The organism is Sphaerisporangium sp. NPDC049457 (genome assembly GCF_055586705.1).
Genome location: NZ_JBVJHR010000030.1, coordinates 1 through 17,574 on the forward strand (window position 1 = coordinate 1; position 17,574 = coordinate 17,574).

The following is a 17,574-nucleotide window of genomic DNA, read 5'->3' on the forward strand; positions in this document are numbered from 1 at the left end:
GGGGGGGGGGTGCTGTAGTGGGTTGTGGGGGGGGGGGGGGGGGGGGGGGGGGGGGGTTTGGGGGGGGGGGGGGGGAGGGGGGGGGGGGGGGGGGGGGGGCGGGGGGGGGGGGGGGGCCCCCCCCCCCCCCCCCCGTCACCGTACGACGCTTGCGATGACCGCGGTCACGACCTTGTGGACGGCCGCCTCCTGCGGCGGAGTGCCCTTGCGGTCGGCGAACAGCATGTGCGCGGCTCCGACGAGCATGGCCGCGAGCGTGTCGACGTCGGCGTCCGCCGCGACGCGGCCCAGTTCCCGCTCGGCGGCGAGGTAGGCCGCGATCATGATGGCGGCCTCGGTCAGCACCGGGACACCGGCCGGCCAGGCCTCGCGCAGCCGGGCGCGCAGCTCGTCGCGGGAGGTGACCAGGCCGACGATCGCCACGGCCACCGACTCGAACAGCGCGGTCAGCGCGCTCGTGAGGTTGCCGGCGACGTCGCCCGTCCCGGCGCGCTCGCGCAGGGCGGCCGTCTGCTCGTCCATGCGGTTGATGCTGTCGAGCACGAACTCGGCGAGGAACCCGTCGAAGTCGGGGAAGTGCCGGTGCAGCACGCCCTTGGCGCAGCCCGCCTCGGTGGTGACCGCCCGGCTGGTCAGCGCGCTCGGCCCGTCTCGCAGCAGGACGCGCTCCGCGGCGCCGAACAACTGCTCGCGCACGTCGCGGATGTGCACTCCCGTCGGCATGGGCACCCTTCTTTCCGGCCGGCCGGCCCACCCGGTTGTCGAGTGGGCAAGTGCCCACTATGGTGGGCATGTGCCCACTCTACCGCAGGCGGGAACGCCTTTCCCTGAGCAGGAACCCCATCAAGCCCGGGAGGTGGCGGAGTCGTTCGGCGTGGACGCCGAACGCTACGACCGCACTCGGCCGCACTACCCCGAGGCCATGGTGAGCCGCATCGTCGCCGCCAGCCCCGGGCCCGACTTCCTGGACGTCGGGATCGGCACCGGCATAGACGCCCGGCAGTTCCAGGCCGCCGGCCGCAAGGTGCTCGGGGTCGAGCCCGACGCGCGGATGGCCGACTTCGCGCGGCGGAGCGGCATCGAGGTCGAGGTGGCGACGTTCGAGGCGTGGGACGCCGCCGGCCGGACCTTCGACGCGGTCACCGCCGGGCAGTCGTGGCACTGGGTGGACCCGGTCGCCGGCGCCGCCAAGGCGGCGCGGGTCCTGCGTCCCGGCGGGCGGCTCGCCGTGTTCTGGAACGCGCTGGAGCTCCCGCCCGACCTCGGCGAGGCGATCATGGAGGTCTACCGCCGGGTCATGCCCGACTCGCCGCTGCACCAGCGCGTGTCGTCCGCCGCCGACGCGTACCCGATGATGTGCGACAGGGCGGCCGACGGCATCCGGCGGGCGGCCGCGTTCGGCGAACCGGAGCAGTGGCGATTCGACTGGGAGCAGTACTGCACCCGGGACGAATGGCTGGACCAGGTGCCCACCACCGGCCTGCACACCCGGCTCCCACCGGCCACGTTGCGCGAGGTGCTCGCCGGCATGGGCGCCGCCATCGACGCGCTGGGCGGCGGCTTCACGATGCGCTACGCCACGCTGGTCGTCACCGCCGCGCGTACCGGCGACGCCTGATCCGGGCTTCGGGAGCAGGGGCCGCGCAGGAACGGGGCGACGCCCCCAGGCCGCGAAGTCGGACGGCATGTCGCGACGTTAGGGGGTGAACGCCGCCCGGCGCGGCACTAGACTGGGATCGTTCGTTGTCTTGGGCAGTTCGTGTTTATGAAGGTAGGTCTTTCCGCCATGACCACACCCGAGACTTCGACCGCCGCCGATGAGCTGCGCAGGGCAGGCCTGCGGGTGACGGCCGCCCGCGTCGCACTGCTCGAGACCGTCCGGAACGGTGACCACCTCGGCGTCGAGGCGCTCGCCTCCGGGGTGCGCGATCGCGTCGGCCACGTCTCCCTGCAGGCCGTGTACGAGGCTCTCCACGCGCTCACCGCGGCGGGCCTGGTCAGGCGCATCGAACCGGCCGGCAGCCCGGCCCGGTACGAGGGACGCGTCGGGGACAACCATCACCACCTCGTGTGCCGGTCGTGCGGTGTCGTCGCCGACGTGGACTGCGCGACCGGCCAGGCGCCCTGCCTGACCGCGTCCGACGACCACGGCTTCTCGATCGACGAGGCCGAGGTCATCTACTGGGGCCTGTGCCCCGGCTGTTCCACCGCCCGCAGCTCCTGAGCACTGTGATCCCTAGTCCGGAAGGATTCCATGTCCGAGAACCATGACGCAATCGTCACCGACGCCAAGACGGAGGGCGAAGGCGGCTGTCCGGTCGCCCACGAGCGCGCCCCGCACCCGACTCAGGGCGGCGGAAACCGCCAGTGGTGGCATGACCGTCTCAATCTGAAGATCCTCGCGAAGAACCCCGCCGTGGCCAACCCCCTCGGCGACGGGTTCAACTATGCCGAGGCGTTCAAGACCCTCGACCTTGCGGCCGTGAAGCGGGACATCGCCGAGGTGCTGACGACCTCGCAGGACTGGTGGCCGGCCGACTTCGGCCACTATGGCCCGTTCATGATCCGCATGGCGTGGCACAGCGCGGGCACCTACCGGATCAGCGACGGCCGCGGCGGCGCGGGGGCCGGCCAGCAGCGCTTCGCCCCCCTCAACAGCTGGCCGGACAACGGCAACCTCGACAAGGCCCGCCGCCTGCTGTGGCCGGTCAAGAAGAAGTACGGCCAGAAGATCTCGTGGGCCGACCTCATGATCCTCACCGGCAACGTCGCCCTGGAGACGATGGGCTTCAAGACCTTCGGCTTCGCCGGCGGCCGCGAGGACGTCTGGGAGCCCGACGAGGACGTCTACTGGGGTCCTGAGTCGACCTGGCTCGGCGACCAGCGCTACACCGGCGACCGCGAGCTCGAGACGCCCCTCGCCGCGGTGCAGATGGGCCTCATCTACGTCAACCCGGAGGGCCCGAACGGGAACCCCGACCCGCTGGCCTCGGCCCGCGACATCCGTGAGACGTTCCGCCGCATGGCGATGAACGACGAGGAGACCGTCGCGCTGATCGCGGGCGGCCACACCTTCGGCAAGACCCACGGCGCCGGCCCGGCCGACCACGTCGGCCCCGACCCCGAGGCCGCCTCGATCGAGGAGCAGGGCCTCGGCTGGAAGAACTCCTTCGGCACCGGCAAGGGCGCCGACACGATCACCAGCGGCCTTGAGGGCATCTGGACGCCCACCCCGGTGACGTGGGACAACTCCTTCCTTGAGACGCTGTTCGGCTACGAGTGGGAGCTGACCAAGAGCCCCGCCGGCGCGCACCAGTGGAAGCCGAAGGACGGCGCCGGCGCCGGCACCGTCCCGGACGCCCACGACCCGTCGAAGCGTCACGCCCCGACGATGCTGACGGCCGACCTCGCGCTCCGGTTCGACCCGATCTACGAGCAGATCTCGCGCCGCTTCCTTGCGAACCCCGACGCGTTCGCCGACGCCTTCGCCCGGGCGTGGTACAAGCTGACCCACCGCGACATGGGCCCGATCGTGCGCTACCTCGGCCCGGAGGTCCCCGACGAGGTCCTGCTGTGGCAGGACCCGCTGCCGCCGCTGACGCACGAGCTCGTCGACGCCGGCGACATCGCCTCCCTCAAGGAGCGCATCCTCGCCTCGGGGCTGCCGGTGTCCCAGCTGGTGTCCGCCGCGTGGGCGGCGGCCTCGTCCTTCCGCGGCAGCGACAAGCGCGGCGGCGCCAACGGCGCGCGCATCCGCCTTGAGCCGCAGAGCGGGTGGGAGGTCAACGACCCCGACCAGCTCGCGACGGTGCTGCGCGCCCTGGAAGAGGTCCAGCAGGCCTTCAACGCCGCCCAGAGCGGCGGCAAGCGGGTCTCGCTCGCCGACCTGATCGTGCTCGCCGGGTGCGCCGCGGTCGAGCGGGCCGCCAAGGACGCCGGCGTCGAGGTGGAGGTCCCCTTCACCCCGGGCCGCGTGGACGCCTCGCAGGAGCAGACCGACGTCGAGTCGTTCGCCGCGCTGGAGCCGGCCGCCGACGGGTTCCGCAACTACCTCGGCAAGGGCAACCGGCTGCCGGCCGAGTACCTGCTGCTCGACCGGGCCAACCTGCTGACGCTGAGCGCCCCCGAGATGACCGTCCTCGTCGGCGGCCTGCGCGTCCTGGGCGCGAACCACCGGCAGTCGCCGCTGGGCGTTCTCACCACGACGCCGGGGACCTTGACCAACGACTTCTTCGTCAACCTGCTCGACCTGGGCACGACGTGGAAGGCGACGTCCGGGGACGCGAACACCTTCGAGGGTCGCGACGCCGCCACGGGCGAGGTCAGGTGGACCGGCAGCCGCGCCGACCTCGTCTTCGGCTCGAACTCCGAGCTGCGCGCGCTCGCGGAGGTCTACGCGAGCGACGACGCCAAGGAGAAGTTCGTGAAGGACTTCGTCGCGGCGTGGGACAAGGTCATGAACCTCGACCGGTTCGACCTCGTCTGATCGCCGCGTCCAGGCCGGCCCGCGCGGCCGGCCTGGACGCCGCCGCCGGGGATGGAGAGCAATCCGATGATTGCGTGCGCGGGATATCTGCTGGAATAAATATCAGGCGTATGCAATTATCATCAGCGTTGTCACATCATCGCGGGCGGGTGACCCGCCCCCTCCCGACGGCCGGCCGCACAGGCGAGCACAAGGAGTCTCCACATGACCTCGCTGTTCACTCCGCTGACCCTTCGGTCGCTGACCATCCCCAACCGCATCTGGATGGCGGCGATGTGCCAGTACAGCGCGGATCCGGAGGAGGCGACGGCGGGCGTCCCGACCGACTGGCACTTCGCCCACCTCGCCGCGCGCGCCTCCGGCGGGACCGGCCTGATCGTCACCGAGGCGACCGCCGTCAGCCCCGAGGGCCGGATCTCCCCCTATGACCTGGGCATCTGGAACGACACCCAGGTGGCGGCGTTCCAGCGCATCACGGCCTTCCTGCGGTCACAGGGCGCCGTCGCGGCCATCCAGCTCGCCCACGCGGGACGCAAGGCGTCCACCGAGCGCACCTGGGTCGACGGCGGGCGCCCGATCGCCCCGGACGAGCCGTACGGCTGGACCCCGCTGGCCCCCAGCGCCATCCCGTTCGCGCCCGGGTCGACGACGCCCGAGGAGCTCACCGCCGACCGCATCGCCGCGATCGTCCAGGAGTTCGCCGACGCCGCCCGGCGCTCGCTGGAGGCCGGATTCCAGGTCGCCGAGATCCACGGCGCCCACGGATATCTGATCAACCAGTTCCTCTCCCCGCACAGCAACCACCGCACCGACGAGTACGGCGGCTCGTTCGAGGGCCGTACCCGTTTCGCCCTGGAGGTCGTCGACGCCGTACGGGCGGTGTGGCCGGAGGAACTGCCGGTGTTCTTCCGGGTCTCCGCGACCGACTGGCTCACCGAGAACCCCGAGGACGACCGCGACGGCTGGACCGCGGCCGACACCGTCCGTCTCGCCAAGGAGCTGCACGCCCGCGGCGTGGACCTGATCGACGTCTCCAGCGGCGGCGTCGCCCCGCGCGCCAAGGTCGTGACGGGCCCCGGCTACCAGGTGCCCTTCGCCGAGCAGGTCCGCAACGACGCCGGAGTGCCCGCCGCGGCCGTCGGCATGATCACCGAGCCCGCGCAGGCCCAGGAGATCGTCGCCTCGGGCCAGGCGGACGCCGTCCTGCTGGGCCGCGAACTCCTGCGCGACCCCTTCTGGGCCCGCCGGGTCGCGAACGAGCTCGGAGGCCAGGTCGCCACCCCCGTCCAGTACCACCGCGCCTGACCGCTTCGTTCAGAAACGCTTCGTTCAGAAACGCTTCGGTCAGAAACGCCGGGAGCGGCGCATGGACGACGGGCGGCCGTCGGGGTCGACGGCGAGCCGGTAGAGGGGCGCGGCGAGCATCCTGCGGAACCGGGTCAGCTCGGGGACCAGGTGCGGGCGCAGCCGCCCCGGCGGGCGCGGGCCCTTCCGGCCGCCGTCGTACCAGGCCTGGAGCCTGGCCGCCGACGCGGCGAAGGCGTCGAACGCGGCCACGGGATCACATAGTCCGTCCAGCTCCGCACCGGCGTCGGGCAAATCCAGATGCTCGGCCATGAGCGTCAGCCGCAGCTCACGGGCGAACCTGGCGGCGCCGTGCGGCGGACGCGGATCCTCCCGTTCGTCCAGGACGGCGCAGCTCAGCTCCGAGTCGTTCGTCCACGAGCGCAGGTTGACGTTGTCGGACCCGACCGAGGCCCACACGTCGTCGACCACGCAGGCCTTGGCGTGGACGTAGACGGGGGTGCCCTCACGGTTCTCCAGATTGTAGATCGCGACCCGGTCGCCGCCCGCCGTGAGCAGCCTGTCCAGCGCCTCGACCCTGCCGATCAGGCTCGCGGGCCCGGCCAGCCAGCCGTCCTGGTCGGGATGGCGCGGGACCACGATCACCATCCGCAGGCCGGGCTCCCGCTCCAGCGCCTGAGCGAACGGCTCGATCACGTCCGTGGACCACAGGTACTGGTCCTCCAGGTAGACCAGCCTGCGGGCCCTGCCCAGCACCTTGTGGTAGGCCTGCGCGACGCTCCGCTCGCCCTGCGGCGCGAACGGGTAGGCGCTGTGCCGGGCGGGATAGGTGCGAAGGACCTGCACGGCGTGCGTGCCCGCCGGCGGCGGAGGCGGGCCCGGCTCGGGCAGCGGGGGCGCGTCGTCCAGCTTGGCGAAGTGGTCGCGCAGCCGCCGCAGCGGATCCCTGGTCGCGGGAGCGGGGTCCTCCCAGCGCTCGCGGAACACCTTCTCCACCTCCGCGACCGCCGGGCCCCGGATGGCGACCTGGACGTCGTGCCACGGCGGCCGCTCGCCGTACGCCTCCGGCATCGGGCAGGTCTGGGGGTCGCCCAGGTGGTCGCCGTCGTCGCGGCGGCTGTGGCACAGGTCGATGCCGCCGACGAACGCGACGTCCTTGACCGGGTCGCCGTGCCGGAGGATGACGAACTTCTGGTGGTGCGAGCCGCCCGGCCTGGTCCGCGTGTCGAGGATGGCCTGCCCGCCGGCCGCCTCGATCCCCTCGCCCAGGTGCCGGTTCTCGGCCGAGCTGAAACGCAGTCTGTCCAGGTGCGAACGCCAGATGAGCCCCCTGACCACCGCTCCCCTGCCCGCCGCGGCCGCCATCGCTTCGCCGACGCCCGGCCCGCCTTCGGTGAGCCGCTCGTCCGGATCGCCCCGCCAGTCCGCGAAGGCCAGCAGGTCACCCCGCCGCAGCCCTTCGAGGCAGGTCTTCAGCTCGGCGAAGTAGGTCGCGCCGTGGACGAGCGGGCGCACGTCATTGCCCGTGGTCCAGGCGTCGAGCCTGGTCGCGGGATTGCCTCTCTCCTCGTCGGTGAGGAACCAGTCCTGGATCCGCATTCGCTCCCGGCTACCCACCGCGGCCCCGATCAGTCCTCCGGCGCCGGCCGCGGCCCGGGCGTCCGTTAAATGAGTTGCCGGGCGCCGCACGCGTCACGATGATGACGGCCATGGCGACACGACGACGAGCCGACATGTTCACCGCGGACGGCAAACCCTCCGACGACGACCCTCGCGAGAACGGGCCCACGCTGGGCGACGAGCGCACCACGCTGGTCGAGGCCCTGCGCACCGGGCGTCTCACCCTGGAGCTGAAATGTGCCGATCTTGACGCGGAGGCCATGGCGCGGCGTTCGGTGGAGCCGTCGACGATGTCGCTGCTGGGGCTGGTACGGCACCTCGCCGAGGTCGAGCGCGCCACGTTCCGGGTGCTGATGGCGGGCCAGGACGTGCCCAAGCTGTACTGCTCCGAGACCGACCGTGACGGCGATTTCGACGGCGCCGTCCCCGACCCCAAGGTGGTCGCCGAGGCGTGGGACGCGTGGCGCGCGGAGGTCGCCTTCGCCGAGCGGTTCGTGGCCGAGGCGCCCAGTCTCGACATCACCGCCGACGACTCGGCGAACCTGCACGGCAGCGGCGGGGCGCAGATGTCGCTGCGCGAGGTGCTGGTCGGGATGGTGTGGGAGTACGGCCGCCACATGGGCCACGTCGACCTGTTGCGCGAGCGCATCGACGGACGCATCGGCCAGTGACGGCCTCGCCCTGCCGGCAGAGGTGAGAGCCCCGGTCAGGGCTAGGCGTCCTTGGTGAGAGCGCCGGTCAGTACGGCTAGCCCTCCTTGGTGAGGGCTCGGCTGATCACCAGACGCTGGATCTGGTTGGTGCCTTCGACGATCTGCAGCACCTTGGCCTCGCGCATGAGGCGTTCGGCGGCGAAGTCCTCGACGTAGCCGTAGCCGCCGAGAACCTGCACGGCGTCGGTGGCGACCTTCATCGCGGCGTCGGTGGCGAACAGCTTGGCCATCGCGGCGCGGGTGCCGTACGGGCGGCCCGCGTCGCGCAGGCGTGCCGCGTCCAGGTACAGGGCGCGGGCGGCGGCGATCTGGGTGGCCATGTCGGCGAGCATGAAGCCGAGGCCCTGGAAGTCGGCGATGCGGGTGCCGAACTGGCGGCGTTCGCGGGCGTAGGCGGTGGCGGTGTCCAGGGCCGCCTGGGCGACCCCGACGGCGCAGGCGGCGATGCCGAGCCGTCCCCCGTCCAGGGCGGCCATGGCGATGCGGAAGCCCTCCCCCTCGCTCCCGATCAGCGCCTCGGGGCCGAGCCGTACCCCGTCCAGCCGCACCTGGGCCGTCGGGGACGAGCGCATGCCCATCTTGCGCTCCGGCCGCCCGAACGACAGCCCCGGCGTGCCGGCCGGCAGGTGGAAGCACGAGATGCCCCGGGCGCCGTCGCCGGAGGTGCGCGCCATCAGGGTGTAGAAGTCGGCCACGCCGCCGTGGGTGGTCCACGCCTTGACGCCCTCCACGGTGTAGCCGCCGTCCGCGGCCTCGGCCCGGGTGGTGAGGGCGGCGGCGTCCGAACCCGACTGCGGTTCCGACAGGCAGTACGCGCCGAGCAGCTCGCCGCCGATCAGGCCGGGCAGCAGGGCCTCGCGCTGTTCGTCGCCTCCGTAGGCGGCGACGGGGAAGCACGACAGGGTGTGAACGGAAACGCCGAGACCGACGGCGAGGAACGCGCCCGCCAGCTCCTCCACGACCTGCAGATACACCTCGTACGGCTGGGCGGCGCCGCCGTGCTCCTCAGGGTAGGGCAGGCCGAGCAGGCCCGAGCGGCCCAAGGTGGCGAACAGGTCGCGGGGGAAGCGGCCCTCGGCCTCGTCGCCGGCCGCGCGCGGCGCTATCTCCTTGGCGATGATGTCGCGGACCAGGTCCAGCAGGTCGTGGGCTTCGGGGGTGGGCAGGGCGCGGTCGACCGCCATGGGAGCACTCCGGTCACAGGGGGGCGGGGAAGAGGGAGGCACGGAAGAGGGCGCGGCGTCCCGCCGGGCGGCGTCCCGCGGAGGAGGTCCGCTGGAGCCGGCCCACCGCCGGGCGGCCTCCCGAGGAGGCCGCGGGGCGGGAACGGGGCGCGACGGTGGGCACGGTGCCGCCGGTCAGACCACGACGAGGCCGTGGGGCTGGTTGTTGAGGCGCTCCGCGCCGGTCTCGGTGCACACCACGATGTCCTCGATGCGCGAGCCGTGGCGTCCGGGCAGGTAGATGCCCGGCTCGACGGAGAAGGCGAACCCGGGCGCCAGCGCCTCGGTGTTGCCCGAGACGATGTAGGGCTCCTCGTGGGTCTCCAGCCCGATGCCGTGACCGGTGCGGTGGATGAACCGCTCGCCGTACCCGGCGTCGGTGATGATCTCGCGGGCGGCGGCGTCGACCGCCTCGCACGTCACGCCCGGCCGTACGGCCGCGCAGGCGGCCTCCTGGGCGTCGCGCAGCACCTGGTAGTAGGCCGAGAAGTCGGCGGGCGGCTCCCCCACGCTGTAGGTGCGGGTGGAGTCGGAGCAGTAGCCGCTCGGCATCTGGCCGCCGATGTCGACGACCACCGGGTCGCCGGCCTGGATGACCCGGTCGGACAGCTCGTGGTGCGGGCTCGCGCCGTTGGGGCCCGAGCCGACGATGACGAAGTCGACGGTGGCGTGACCGGCGGCGAGGATGGCCTCGGCGATGTCCCTGCCGACCTCGCGCTCGGTGCGGCCGGGCCTGAGCAGCTGCGGCACCTGCGCGTGGACGGCGTCGATGGCGGCGCCTGCCTCGCGCAGCGCGGCCACCTCGGCGGGGCTCTTGCGCATGCGCAGTTCCCTGAGCACCGACCCGGCCAGCACCTGCTCGGCGCCCGGCATCGCCGAGCGGAAGCGCAGGGACTGCATCGCCCACATGCGGTCGGCGAGGCCGACGGTCGCCACCTGGCCGACGCGGCGGGCGACCAGCGCGTACGGGTCGTCGGTCTCGTCCCAGGCGACGAACTCAAGGCCCAGCCGGGAGGCCGGGGAGTGCTCGGCGGCGGCGAGTTCGAGCCGCGGCACCACCATGAACGCCTCGCCCTCGGCGGGCACCACCAGGCAGGTGAGCCGCTCCAGCGGGAGGGCGTCGTAGCCGGTGACGTAGCGCAGGTCGGGGCCGGGGGTCAGCAGCAGGGCGTCGATGCCGGCGGCGGCGGTGGCGGCGCGCACGTCGGCCACGCGGGTCACCGGGTAGAGGTCCAGGGACGTCGTTGTCACATCGACCAATGTATTCCACCGGTATCTGACCCGTTCGCACCCCCTGTCCCACCCGCACTCGCCCGGAAGGCCGCAGGGGACTCCGTCCTGGGCGGGCGCGAGTGCTGGGAGGATGGGCCCATGCCAGGGTTGATGCTGCTCGACACCCCATCGCTGTACTTCCGCGCCTACTACGGCGTCCCCGAGTCGATGACCGCCCCGGACGGCATGCCGGTGAACGCCGTCAGAGGGCTGATCGACATGATCGCCACGCTGGTGCGCGCCCACGCGCCCGACGAACTGGTGGCCTGCATGGACGCCGACTGGCGGCCGGCGTTCCGCGTCGCGGCGATCCCCTCCTACAAGGCGCACCGGGTCGCGACCGGCCACGAGGAGGAGGTGCCCGACACCCTGGCCCCGCAGGTGCCGGTGATCGAGCGGGTGCTCGACGCGGTCGGCATCGCCCGTGTCGGCGTGCCGGGGTACGAGGCCGACGACGTCATCGGCACCTACACCGCCCGCGCCACCGGCGCGGTCGAGATCGTCACCGGCGACCGCGACCTGTTCCAGCTGGTCGACGACAAGCGGCCGTGCCGCGTCCTCTACACGATCAAGGGCATCCGCAACCTGCAGGCGATCGACGAGGCGCAGGTCAGCGCCAAGTACGGCATCCCCGGCCGCGCGTACGCCGACTACGCGACCCTGCGCGGGGACCCGAGCGACGGGCTGCCCGGCGTGCCGGGGGTCGGCGACAAGACGGCCGCCGCCCTGATCACCCGGTTCGGCTCGCTGGAGGCCGTGCTCACCGCCCTGGACGACGGCGTCACCGACGGCTTCCCGGCCGGCAGCCGCCTCAAGCTGGCCAAGGCCCGCGACTACCTGGCGGTGGCGCCCGCGGTCGTCAAGGTCGCCCACGACGCGCCGCTGCCGGAGGTCCCCATCACCCGGCCGGCCGCGGCGCGCGACCCCGAGGCGCTGGTGGCGCTGGCCGACCGCTATGGCTTGGACGGTCCGCTGAACCGGCTGCTCACCGCGCTTGCCCCATAAGATCCTCCATTGTGAGTCATAGAACGATTCATGTGTCCGACGCTCCCCGGCTCGCCGAGGGCTTCGAACGCATCCGCGATGAGCTGCGACTGCCCGAGGAGTTCCCCCGGCCGACGCTGGAGGAGGCCGACCGGGCGGCGGCGGCGCCGTTGCCGTCCCTGCCCGACCGCACCGACCTGCCGCTGCTGACCGTCGACCCGCCGGGGTCGATGGACCTGGACCAGGCGCTGTGCATCGAAGAACGGCCCCGGGGTTTCCGGGTGTGGTACGCGATCGCCGACGTCGCCGCCTTCGTGCGGCCGGGCGGCGCGATCGACGGCGAGGCGAGACAGCGCGGCGAGACGCTGTACCTGCCCGACGGGCGCGTCCCGCTGCACCCGCCGGTGCTGTCGGAGGCGGCGGCCAGCCTGCTGCCGGGCGTCGTCCGGCCGGCGGCGCTGTGGTGCGTCGACCTGGACGCCGACGGCGTCACCATCGGGGCCGACGTGTCACGGGCGCTGGTGCGCAGCCGCGAGCGGCTCGACTACGACTACGTGCAGGCGGCGGTGGAGACCGGCACGGCCGACGGGACGCTGCGGCTGCTGCCCGTGGTGGGCGAATTGCGCCTGGCCCTCGAACGGGAGCGCGGCGGGGTGTCGCTGCCCACCCCCGAGCAGGAGGTGGTCGCGCACGGCGACGGCTACCGGGTGGAGTTCCGCACGCCGCTGCCGGCCGAGACGTGGAACGCGCAGATCTCCCTGATGACCGGCATGGCCGCGGCGGCGATGATGCTCGACGCCGAGATGGGCGTCCTGCGCACGCTGCCGCCCGCCCCGCCGGAGACCGTCGCGCGGGTGCGCAGGATCGCCACGGCCCTCGGGGTGAGCTGGCCCGGCGGCGCGGGCCTGGGAGAGGTGGTGGCGGGCCTGGACCCGAAGACGCCCGCGAGCGCCGCGTTCCTGAAGGAGGCGACGGTGCTGCTGCGCGGCGCCGGGTACACCGCCTTCAACGGCGAGCCGCCCAGGGACGCCGTGCACGCCGCCGTCGCCGCGCCGTACGCGCACGTGACCGCTCCCCTGCGCCGCCTGGTCGACCGGTACGGCACCGAGGTGTGCCTGGCCGTCGCGGCCGGGGTGGCGGTTCCCGAACCGGTCCAGGAGGCCCTGTCGACGCTGCCGGCGCTCATGGCGGGCGGCGGGCGCCGCGCGTCCGCCGCCGAGCGGGCCTGCCTGGACCTGGTCGAGGCGTTCGTGCTGCGCGACCGGGTCGGCCAGGCCTTCGACGCGGTCGTGGTGGACGTCGAGGAGGGCCGGCCGGGAGGCGTCGTCCAGGTCGCCGAGCCCGCCATCGTGGCCCGGTGCGACGGCGAGAACCTGCCGCTGGGCGAGAAGGTGCGGGTGCGGCTGACCCGCGCCGACCTGCTCACCCGCGAGGTCCGCTTCAGCATCGCCTGATAGAGGTGCCGTCCTGATGCTCAACTGACAGGAAAGGACTCCTGGACGTCGGCCACCATGATGCTCAGGGTCACGCTGTTGGTTCTGCCTCCTCGGGAGTGGTGGCCAGGCGAGCGAGGAAGGGAGAACGACCGCGGAAACCGCGGTGGAAGCGCCCAGCCGGGCCTGCGCCGAGGAACTCTTCCAGCCACGCCATGTGTTCGATCTTCTCGTTGCGGATCGCCTGGGCCAGGAGACAAGTGCGCTGATCTCTGCCTTCGGTGAGGTCGCACAGGCCGTCATATGGGTGGACGGCACGTCGTACGTCCTCGACGAGTGTCGTCACCGGATCGCGTACGTCGGCCGTGGTGTCCTCTGGCCGTGCGAGCCTGCTTTCCAGGAACTGCCGGATGTCCTCGGGGAGCCTTCCGTCCAGCTCGTAGATGCGGCTGACGAGCGCGTCGAAATGGTGTCGATCCTCATCGCGGATGTCTTTGAGAATCTGGCGCAGTTCCTCATCCGCGAAACCGAGCGGATGAACCGTCAGGATCGTGTAACGGTAGACGGCGCTCAACTCCACTGCGGCAGCGGAGGCGAGCCGCCCGATCAAGATGTTCACATCGACACCCGCTCGCTCGACGACTTCGCGCGCGCTGATCATGGTCTGCTCCAGGCGGTCAGGTGAGGGAGAGTTCCAGCGGGGCGCGTTCCTTGGGGTTGAGCGCGAGGAAGGCCACCCCGGCCAGGGCGCCGCCCACCAGTTCGGCCAGGAGCCAGATCCAAATCTTGTCCCAGGCGAACAGCCCCATGGAGGCGGCGCCGACGGCCACGGCCGGGTTGAAGGCCCCGCCCGAGATGCCGCCCACCGCGAACGCGCCGGCCGCCACGGTGAACCCGATGGCCAGACCATAGAAGCTGTTACCCGGGTGATCCCTGCTGGTGGCCGAGTTCAGCACCACATACGCGAGCGCGAAGGTGAACAGCGCCTCGGCCAGCAGCGCGGCCACCAGCCCTCGGCCTGAGGGCGACAGCACCGGCACCCTGCTGGGATTGACGATGTAGGAAGCGGTGAGCGCGGCGACAACGCCTCCGGCCAACTGGGCGATCCAGTACGGGACGGCGTCTGACAGGTTGATCCGGCCGCGGAGCAGCACGGCCAAGGTCACGGCGGGATTGTAGTGCGCGCCGGAGACGTGTCCTCCGGCGTACACCATGACCATCAAGATCGCGCCGATGGCCACCGGCGCCAGGGGTGTATTGGTCAAGACCGTGGCACCGACCGTGAGAATTAGGAAGAACGTTCCGATGAACTCCGTGATGTAGCTGCGCATAGACAGTCCTCTCAGCTTGTGGACCGAGACCGATCACGCTCCGCGGCAGCGCATCCAGATCGTGCCATGCGCCTCGGCCCCTGGAGATTGCGGAGCGCTTACGGCTCCTTACGGCTCCTTACGGCCCGCCGAGCCGGAAATGAGCGCCTTGCAAGATGGCCCGGCATCCGCTGAAATGCGCGCCTCGATCACTGCCACCCGTGCGCTGCGGATCGAACACCATGCCGTCGCTGGTGAACCCTCGGGCCAACCCCCAAGGGCCTGTGCCGGCCGGGAGCCGCCGCGATGCCGGCCGCCCGCCGGTCCCCCGCGACGTTCCTGCTGCTGCCGGCGCGCCGCAGGTCTGGCGGCGCCCCGGCGAACCGGCTCGCCGGAGTCCCCGGCCCGCTCGCCCCCGCGGCGCGGGCGGACCGGGAACGGCCCCGGCCGGGCCGGGCGGCCGCCCGGTCAGACGACGGAGGAGTAGGCGACCACGCCCCGGCGCAGCGCGTCGATGGCCTTGCCGGCGTTCTGCCTGACCTTGCTGTGCTGGACCGCCGCCTTGCCCACCTGGTCGAGCAGGTCGATGAGCTGCTTGGCCCAGCGTACGAAGTCGCCGGCCGCCAGGTCGCCGTCGGTGAGCACGGCGTCCAGGGTGTGGCCCTTGGCCCAGCGGAAGGCCGCCCAGGCGAACCCGAAGTCGGGCTCGCGGACGAACGACAGGCCGTGGTCGCGCTCGATGTCCTCCAGTTCGGCGAAGATGCGGACCATCGCCGCCAGCGACTCCTTGGCGCCGCCCGCCGGGATCCTCGGCTGCCGCGCGTCGTCGGCCTGCCGGGACTCGAACACCAGCGACGACACGCAGGCGGCGAGCTCGGCCGGGTCGAGATCCTCCCAGATGCCCGCCCGCAGGCATTCGGCGGTGAGCAGGTCCAGCTCGGTGTAGAGCTGGGCGAGCCTGCGCCCCTCGGGGGTGACGGCCTCGCCGTCCAGGTATCCGAGCTGGTCCAGCACCCCGCACACCCGGTCGAAGGTGCGCGCGATCACGTGGGAGCGGCTCTCGACCCGCCGGCGCAGCCCTTCGGTCTCGCGCAGCAGCTTGTAGTAGCGCTCGGCCCAGCGGGCGTGGTCCTCGCGCTGGTCGCAGCCGTGGCAGGGGTGGGCGCGCAGCCGGCGGCGCAGCTCGGCGATCTCCCATTCGGGGGTGCCGGGGGCCGAGCCGCGGCCCGCCATGGCGTCGGCGTCGTGGTCGCGGACCCGCACCGGGCGGCCGAGGTCGCGGTCGCCGATCTTGGCGTGCAGGGTGGCGACCAGGTTGGCGCGGTCCTTGGGCGCCCGCGGGTTGAACCCCTTGGGGATGCGCAGGTGCTCCACCGGTTCGACCGGCACCGGGAAGTCGGCGGCCGACAGCCGCTTGACCTGCTTGCCGATCGTCAGCACCAGCGGCGAGGGCCCCTCGGTTCGCATGGTGAGGCCAGGGTCCAGGATGACGGCCAGGCCCGCGCGCCGCCCGCCGGGGACGCGGATCACGTCGCCGGGCTTGAGCGCCTCCAGCGAGCGGACGGCCTGCGCCCGGCGCGCGGTGCCGCGCTGGCGCGACAGGTCGGCCTCGCGGTCGGACAGCTCCCTGCGCATGCGCGCGTACTCCTGGAAGTCGCCCAGGTGGCAGGTCATCGCCTCGGAGTACCCCTCCAGGGCCTCCTCGGCCCGCCGAACCTGCTTGGCGATGCCGACGACCGCGCGGTCGGCCTGGAACTGGGCGAAGGAGGCCTCCAGCAGGGTGCGGGCGCGTCCTCTGCCGACCTGCCCGACCAGGTTGACGGCCATGTTGTACGACGGGCGGAAGCTGGAGCGCAGCGGGTAGGTGCGGGTGCTGGCCAGGCCGGCCACCGCCACCGGGTCCATGCCGGGCTGCCACGCCACCACGGCATGACCCTCGACGTCGATGCCGCGCCGCCCGGCCCGCCCGGTGAGCTGGGTGTACTCCCCCGGGGTGAGGTCGGCGTGGGTCTCGCCGTTCCACTTGTCGAGCTTCTCGATGACCACCGACCGCGCGGGCATGTTGATGCCGAGCGCGAGCGTCTCGGTGGCGAACACCGCCTTGACCAGGCCGCGGGTGAACAGCTCTTCGACCACCTCCTTGAAGGCGGGGAGCATGCCGGCGTGGTGGGCGGCCAGGCCGCGTTCCAGGCAGTCGCGCCATTCGAGGTAGCCCAGCACCGCCAGGTCCTCGTCGGGCAGGTGGGCGGTGCGCTCGTCGACGATCTGGCGGATCTCGTGGCGCTCGCTGTCGGTGGTGAGCCGGATGCCGGCGTGCAGGCACTGCATGACGGCGGCGTCGCAGCCGGCCCGGGAGAAGATGAAGGTGATGGCGGGCAGCAGGCCCTCGGAGTCGAGCTTCTCGATCGCGTCGGAGCGGCTGACGGAGTTGGCCGACCGGCGCGGCCGGGAGTAGCCGCGCCGTCCGCGCGCCTGGGCCAGGCGCTGCTCGTCGCGGGAGATGCGCATCAGGCTGGGGTTGATGCGCGGCCGGTTGTCCTCGTCGACGAACAGGTCGTACAGCCGGTCGCCGACCAGCATGTGCTGCCACAGGGGCACGGGCCGGTGCTCGTCGACGATCACCGTGGTGTCGCCGCGGACCTCGCCCAGCCACTCGCCGAACTCCTCGGCGTTGCTGACCGTCGCCGACAGGGCCACGACGCGCACCGACTCGGGGAGGTGGATGATGACCTCTTCCCACACGGCGCCGCGAAAGCGGTCGGCGAGGTAGTGCACCTCGTCCATGACCACGTGGCTGAGGTTCGCCAGCGTCGAGGAGCCGGCGTAGAGCATGTTGCGCAGCACTTCGGTGGTCATGACGACGATGGGGGCGTCGCCGTTGACGCTGTTGTCCCCGGTGAGCAGCCCGACCTTCTTGGCCCCGTAGCGGCGCACCAGGTCGTTGTACTTCTGGTTGGACAGCGCCTTGATCGGCGTGGTGTAGAAGCATTTGCTGCCCTGCTCCAGGGCCAGGTGCACCGCGAACTCGCCCACGACGGTCTTGCCGGAGCCCGTCGGGGCCGCGACGAGCACGCCGTCTCCGGCCTCCAGGGCCTTGCACGCGTCGAGCTGGAACTCGTCCAGCTCGAAGTCGTACAGGCCGCGGAAGGAGGTGAGGGCGGGCCCGCCGGCGGCGTGCTTCTCACGGAATGCGGCGTAGCGTTCCGCAGGCGTCGTCATGCAGTTCAGC

At 72.4% G+C, this 17,574-nt stretch carries 14 protein-coding genes; 7 read left to right on the top strand and 7 right to left on the bottom strand.

Going from position 1 to position 17,574, the window contains the following annotated elements; translation table 11 throughout:
- Positions 1-135: 135 nt before the first annotated feature.
- Positions 136-723, bottom strand: a complete 588-nt coding sequence (locus ACZ6QO_RS35275) for a TetR/AcrR family transcriptional regulator (protein ID WP_465857430.1) — start codon at positions 721-723, stop codon at positions 136-138.
- 70 nt (positions 724-793) lie between these two features.
- On the opposite strand from ACZ6QO_RS35275, the gene ACZ6QO_RS35280 reads away from it, so the two are divergent.
- The 4 genes from ACZ6QO_RS35280 (at position 794) to ACZ6QO_RS35295 (ending at position 5,791) form a co-directional block, all read left to right on the top strand.
- Entirely contained in the window at positions 794-1,618 is an 825-nt protein-coding gene (locus ACZ6QO_RS35280) for a class I SAM-dependent methyltransferase (protein WP_465857432.1), read from the top strand.
- A 168-nt stretch (positions 1,619-1,786) separates the two neighbouring features.
- Positions 1,787-2,224 carry a Fur family transcriptional regulator gene (locus ACZ6QO_RS35285; RefSeq protein ID WP_465857434.1) on the top strand — a complete coding sequence of 146 codons (438 nt, stop codon included), beginning with the start codon at positions 1,787-1,789 and terminating at the stop codon, positions 2,222-2,224.
- Positions 2,225-2,254: 30 nt separating this feature from the next.
- Positions 2,255-4,486: a catalase/peroxidase HPI gene (katG, locus tag ACZ6QO_RS35290; RefSeq protein WP_465857436.1), complete on the top strand. Its 2,232-nt coding sequence runs from the start codon at positions 2,255-2,257 to the stop codon at positions 4,484-4,486.
- 204 nt (positions 4,487-4,690) lie between these two features.
- Positions 4,691-5,791 carry an NADH:flavin oxidoreductase/NADH oxidase gene (locus ACZ6QO_RS35295; protein WP_465857438.1) on the top strand — a complete coding sequence of 367 codons (1,101 nt, stop codon included), beginning with the start codon at positions 4,691-4,693 and terminating at the stop codon, positions 5,789-5,791.
- Positions 5,792-5,830: 39 nt separating this feature from the next.
- Here ACZ6QO_RS35295 and ACZ6QO_RS35300 read toward each other — a convergent pair whose 3' ends face one another.
- A complete protein-coding gene (locus ACZ6QO_RS35300; RefSeq protein ID WP_465857440.1) occupies positions 5,831-7,390 on the bottom strand; it encodes a phospholipase D family protein in 1,560 nt (519 codons plus the stop codon).
- Between the two features lie 110 nt (positions 7,391-7,500).
- Here ACZ6QO_RS35300 and ACZ6QO_RS35305 point away from each other — a divergent pair, with 110 nt between their 5' ends.
- Positions 7,501-8,082 carry a DinB family protein gene (locus ACZ6QO_RS35305; RefSeq protein WP_465857442.1) on the top strand — a complete coding sequence of 194 codons (582 nt, stop codon included), beginning with the start codon at positions 7,501-7,503 and terminating at the stop codon, positions 8,080-8,082.
- 76 nt (positions 8,083-8,158) lie between these two features.
- Here ACZ6QO_RS35305 and ACZ6QO_RS35310 read toward each other — a convergent pair whose 3' ends face one another.
- Positions 8,159-9,307, bottom strand: coding sequence for an acyl-CoA dehydrogenase family protein (locus ACZ6QO_RS35310; RefSeq protein WP_465857444.1), 1,149 nt, complete (start codon positions 9,305-9,307; stop codon positions 8,159-8,161).
- A 174-nt stretch (positions 9,308-9,481) separates the two neighbouring features.
- Positions 9,482-10,597 (bottom strand): M24 family metallopeptidase, encoded by a 1,116-nt coding sequence (locus ACZ6QO_RS35315; RefSeq protein WP_465857446.1) that lies wholly within the window; start codon positions 10,595-10,597, stop codon positions 9,482-9,484.
- A 120-nt stretch (positions 10,598-10,717) separates the two neighbouring features.
- Here ACZ6QO_RS35315 and ACZ6QO_RS35320 point away from each other — a divergent pair, with 120 nt between their 5' ends.
- Together ACZ6QO_RS35320 and ACZ6QO_RS35325 are read left to right on the top strand one after the other, a co-directional pair.
- The gene (locus ACZ6QO_RS35320) at positions 10,718-11,623 is read left to right on the top strand and encodes a 5'-3' exonuclease (RefSeq protein WP_465857448.1); all 906 of its coding nucleotides are present in this window, start codon (positions 10,718-10,720) and stop codon (positions 11,621-11,623) included.
- A 32-nt stretch (positions 11,624-11,655) separates the two neighbouring features.
- A complete protein-coding gene (locus ACZ6QO_RS35325; protein WP_465857450.1) occupies positions 11,656-13,056 on the top strand; it encodes an RNB domain-containing ribonuclease in 1,401 nt (466 codons plus the stop codon).
- Positions 13,057-13,126: 70 nt separating this feature from the next.
- Here ACZ6QO_RS35325 and ACZ6QO_RS35330 read toward each other — a convergent pair whose 3' ends face one another.
- The 3 genes from ACZ6QO_RS35330 to ACZ6QO_RS35340 all read right to left on the bottom strand — a co-directional run bounded on the left by ACZ6QO_RS35330 (position 13,127) and on the right by ACZ6QO_RS35340 (position 17,564).
- Positions 13,127-13,696, bottom strand: a complete 570-nt coding sequence (locus ACZ6QO_RS35330) for a ferritin-like domain-containing protein (RefSeq protein WP_465857451.1) — start codon at positions 13,694-13,696, stop codon at positions 13,127-13,129.
- Positions 13,697-13,712: 16 nt separating this feature from the next.
- Positions 13,713-14,366, bottom strand: coding sequence for an MIP/aquaporin family protein (locus ACZ6QO_RS35335; RefSeq protein ID WP_465857453.1), 654 nt, complete (start codon positions 14,364-14,366; stop codon positions 13,713-13,715).
- Between the two features lie 447 nt (positions 14,367-14,813).
- Positions 14,814-17,564, bottom strand: a complete 2,751-nt coding sequence (locus ACZ6QO_RS35340; protein WP_465857455.1) for a DEAD/DEAH box helicase — start codon at positions 17,562-17,564, stop codon at positions 14,814-14,816.
- Positions 17,565-17,574: the final 10 nt, after the last annotated feature.

Coding starts and splice junctions, on each gene's coding strand:
- ACZ6QO_RS35310 (WP_465857444.1), bottom strand. CDS start 9,307: ATGGCGGTCGACCGCGCCCTGCCCACCCCCGAAGCCCACGACCTGCTG.
- ACZ6QO_RS35275 (WP_465857430.1), bottom strand. CDS start 723: ATGCCGACGGGAGTGCACATCCGCGACGTGCGCGAGCAGTTGTTCGGC.
- ACZ6QO_RS35335 (WP_465857453.1), bottom strand. CDS start 14,366: ATGCGCAGCTACATCACGGAGTTCATCGGAACGTTCTTCCTAATTCTC.
- ACZ6QO_RS35320 (WP_465857448.1), top strand. CDS start 10,718: ATGCCAGGGTTGATGCTGCTCGACACCCCATCGCTGTACTTCCGCGCC.
- ACZ6QO_RS35285 (WP_465857434.1), top strand. CDS start 1,787: ATGACCACACCCGAGACTTCGACCGCCGCCGATGAGCTGCGCAGGGCA.
- ACZ6QO_RS35300 (WP_465857440.1), bottom strand. CDS start 7,390: ATGCGGATCCAGGACTGGTTCCTCACCGACGAGGAGAGAGGCAATCCC.
- ACZ6QO_RS35305 (WP_465857442.1), top strand. CDS start 7,501: ATGGCGACACGACGACGAGCCGACATGTTCACCGCGGACGGCAAACCC.
- ACZ6QO_RS35295 (WP_465857438.1), top strand. CDS start 4,691: ATGACCTCGCTGTTCACTCCGCTGACCCTTCGGTCGCTGACCATCCCC.
- ACZ6QO_RS35330 (WP_465857451.1), bottom strand. CDS start 13,696: ATGATCAGCGCGCGCGAAGTCGTCGAGCGAGCGGGTGTCGATGTGAAC.
- katG (WP_465857436.1), top strand. CDS start 2,255: ATGTCCGAGAACCATGACGCAATCGTCACCGACGCCAAGACGGAGGGC.
- ACZ6QO_RS35340 (WP_465857455.1), bottom strand. CDS start 17,564: ATGACGACGCCTGCGGAACGCTACGCCGCATTCCGTGAGAAGCACGCC.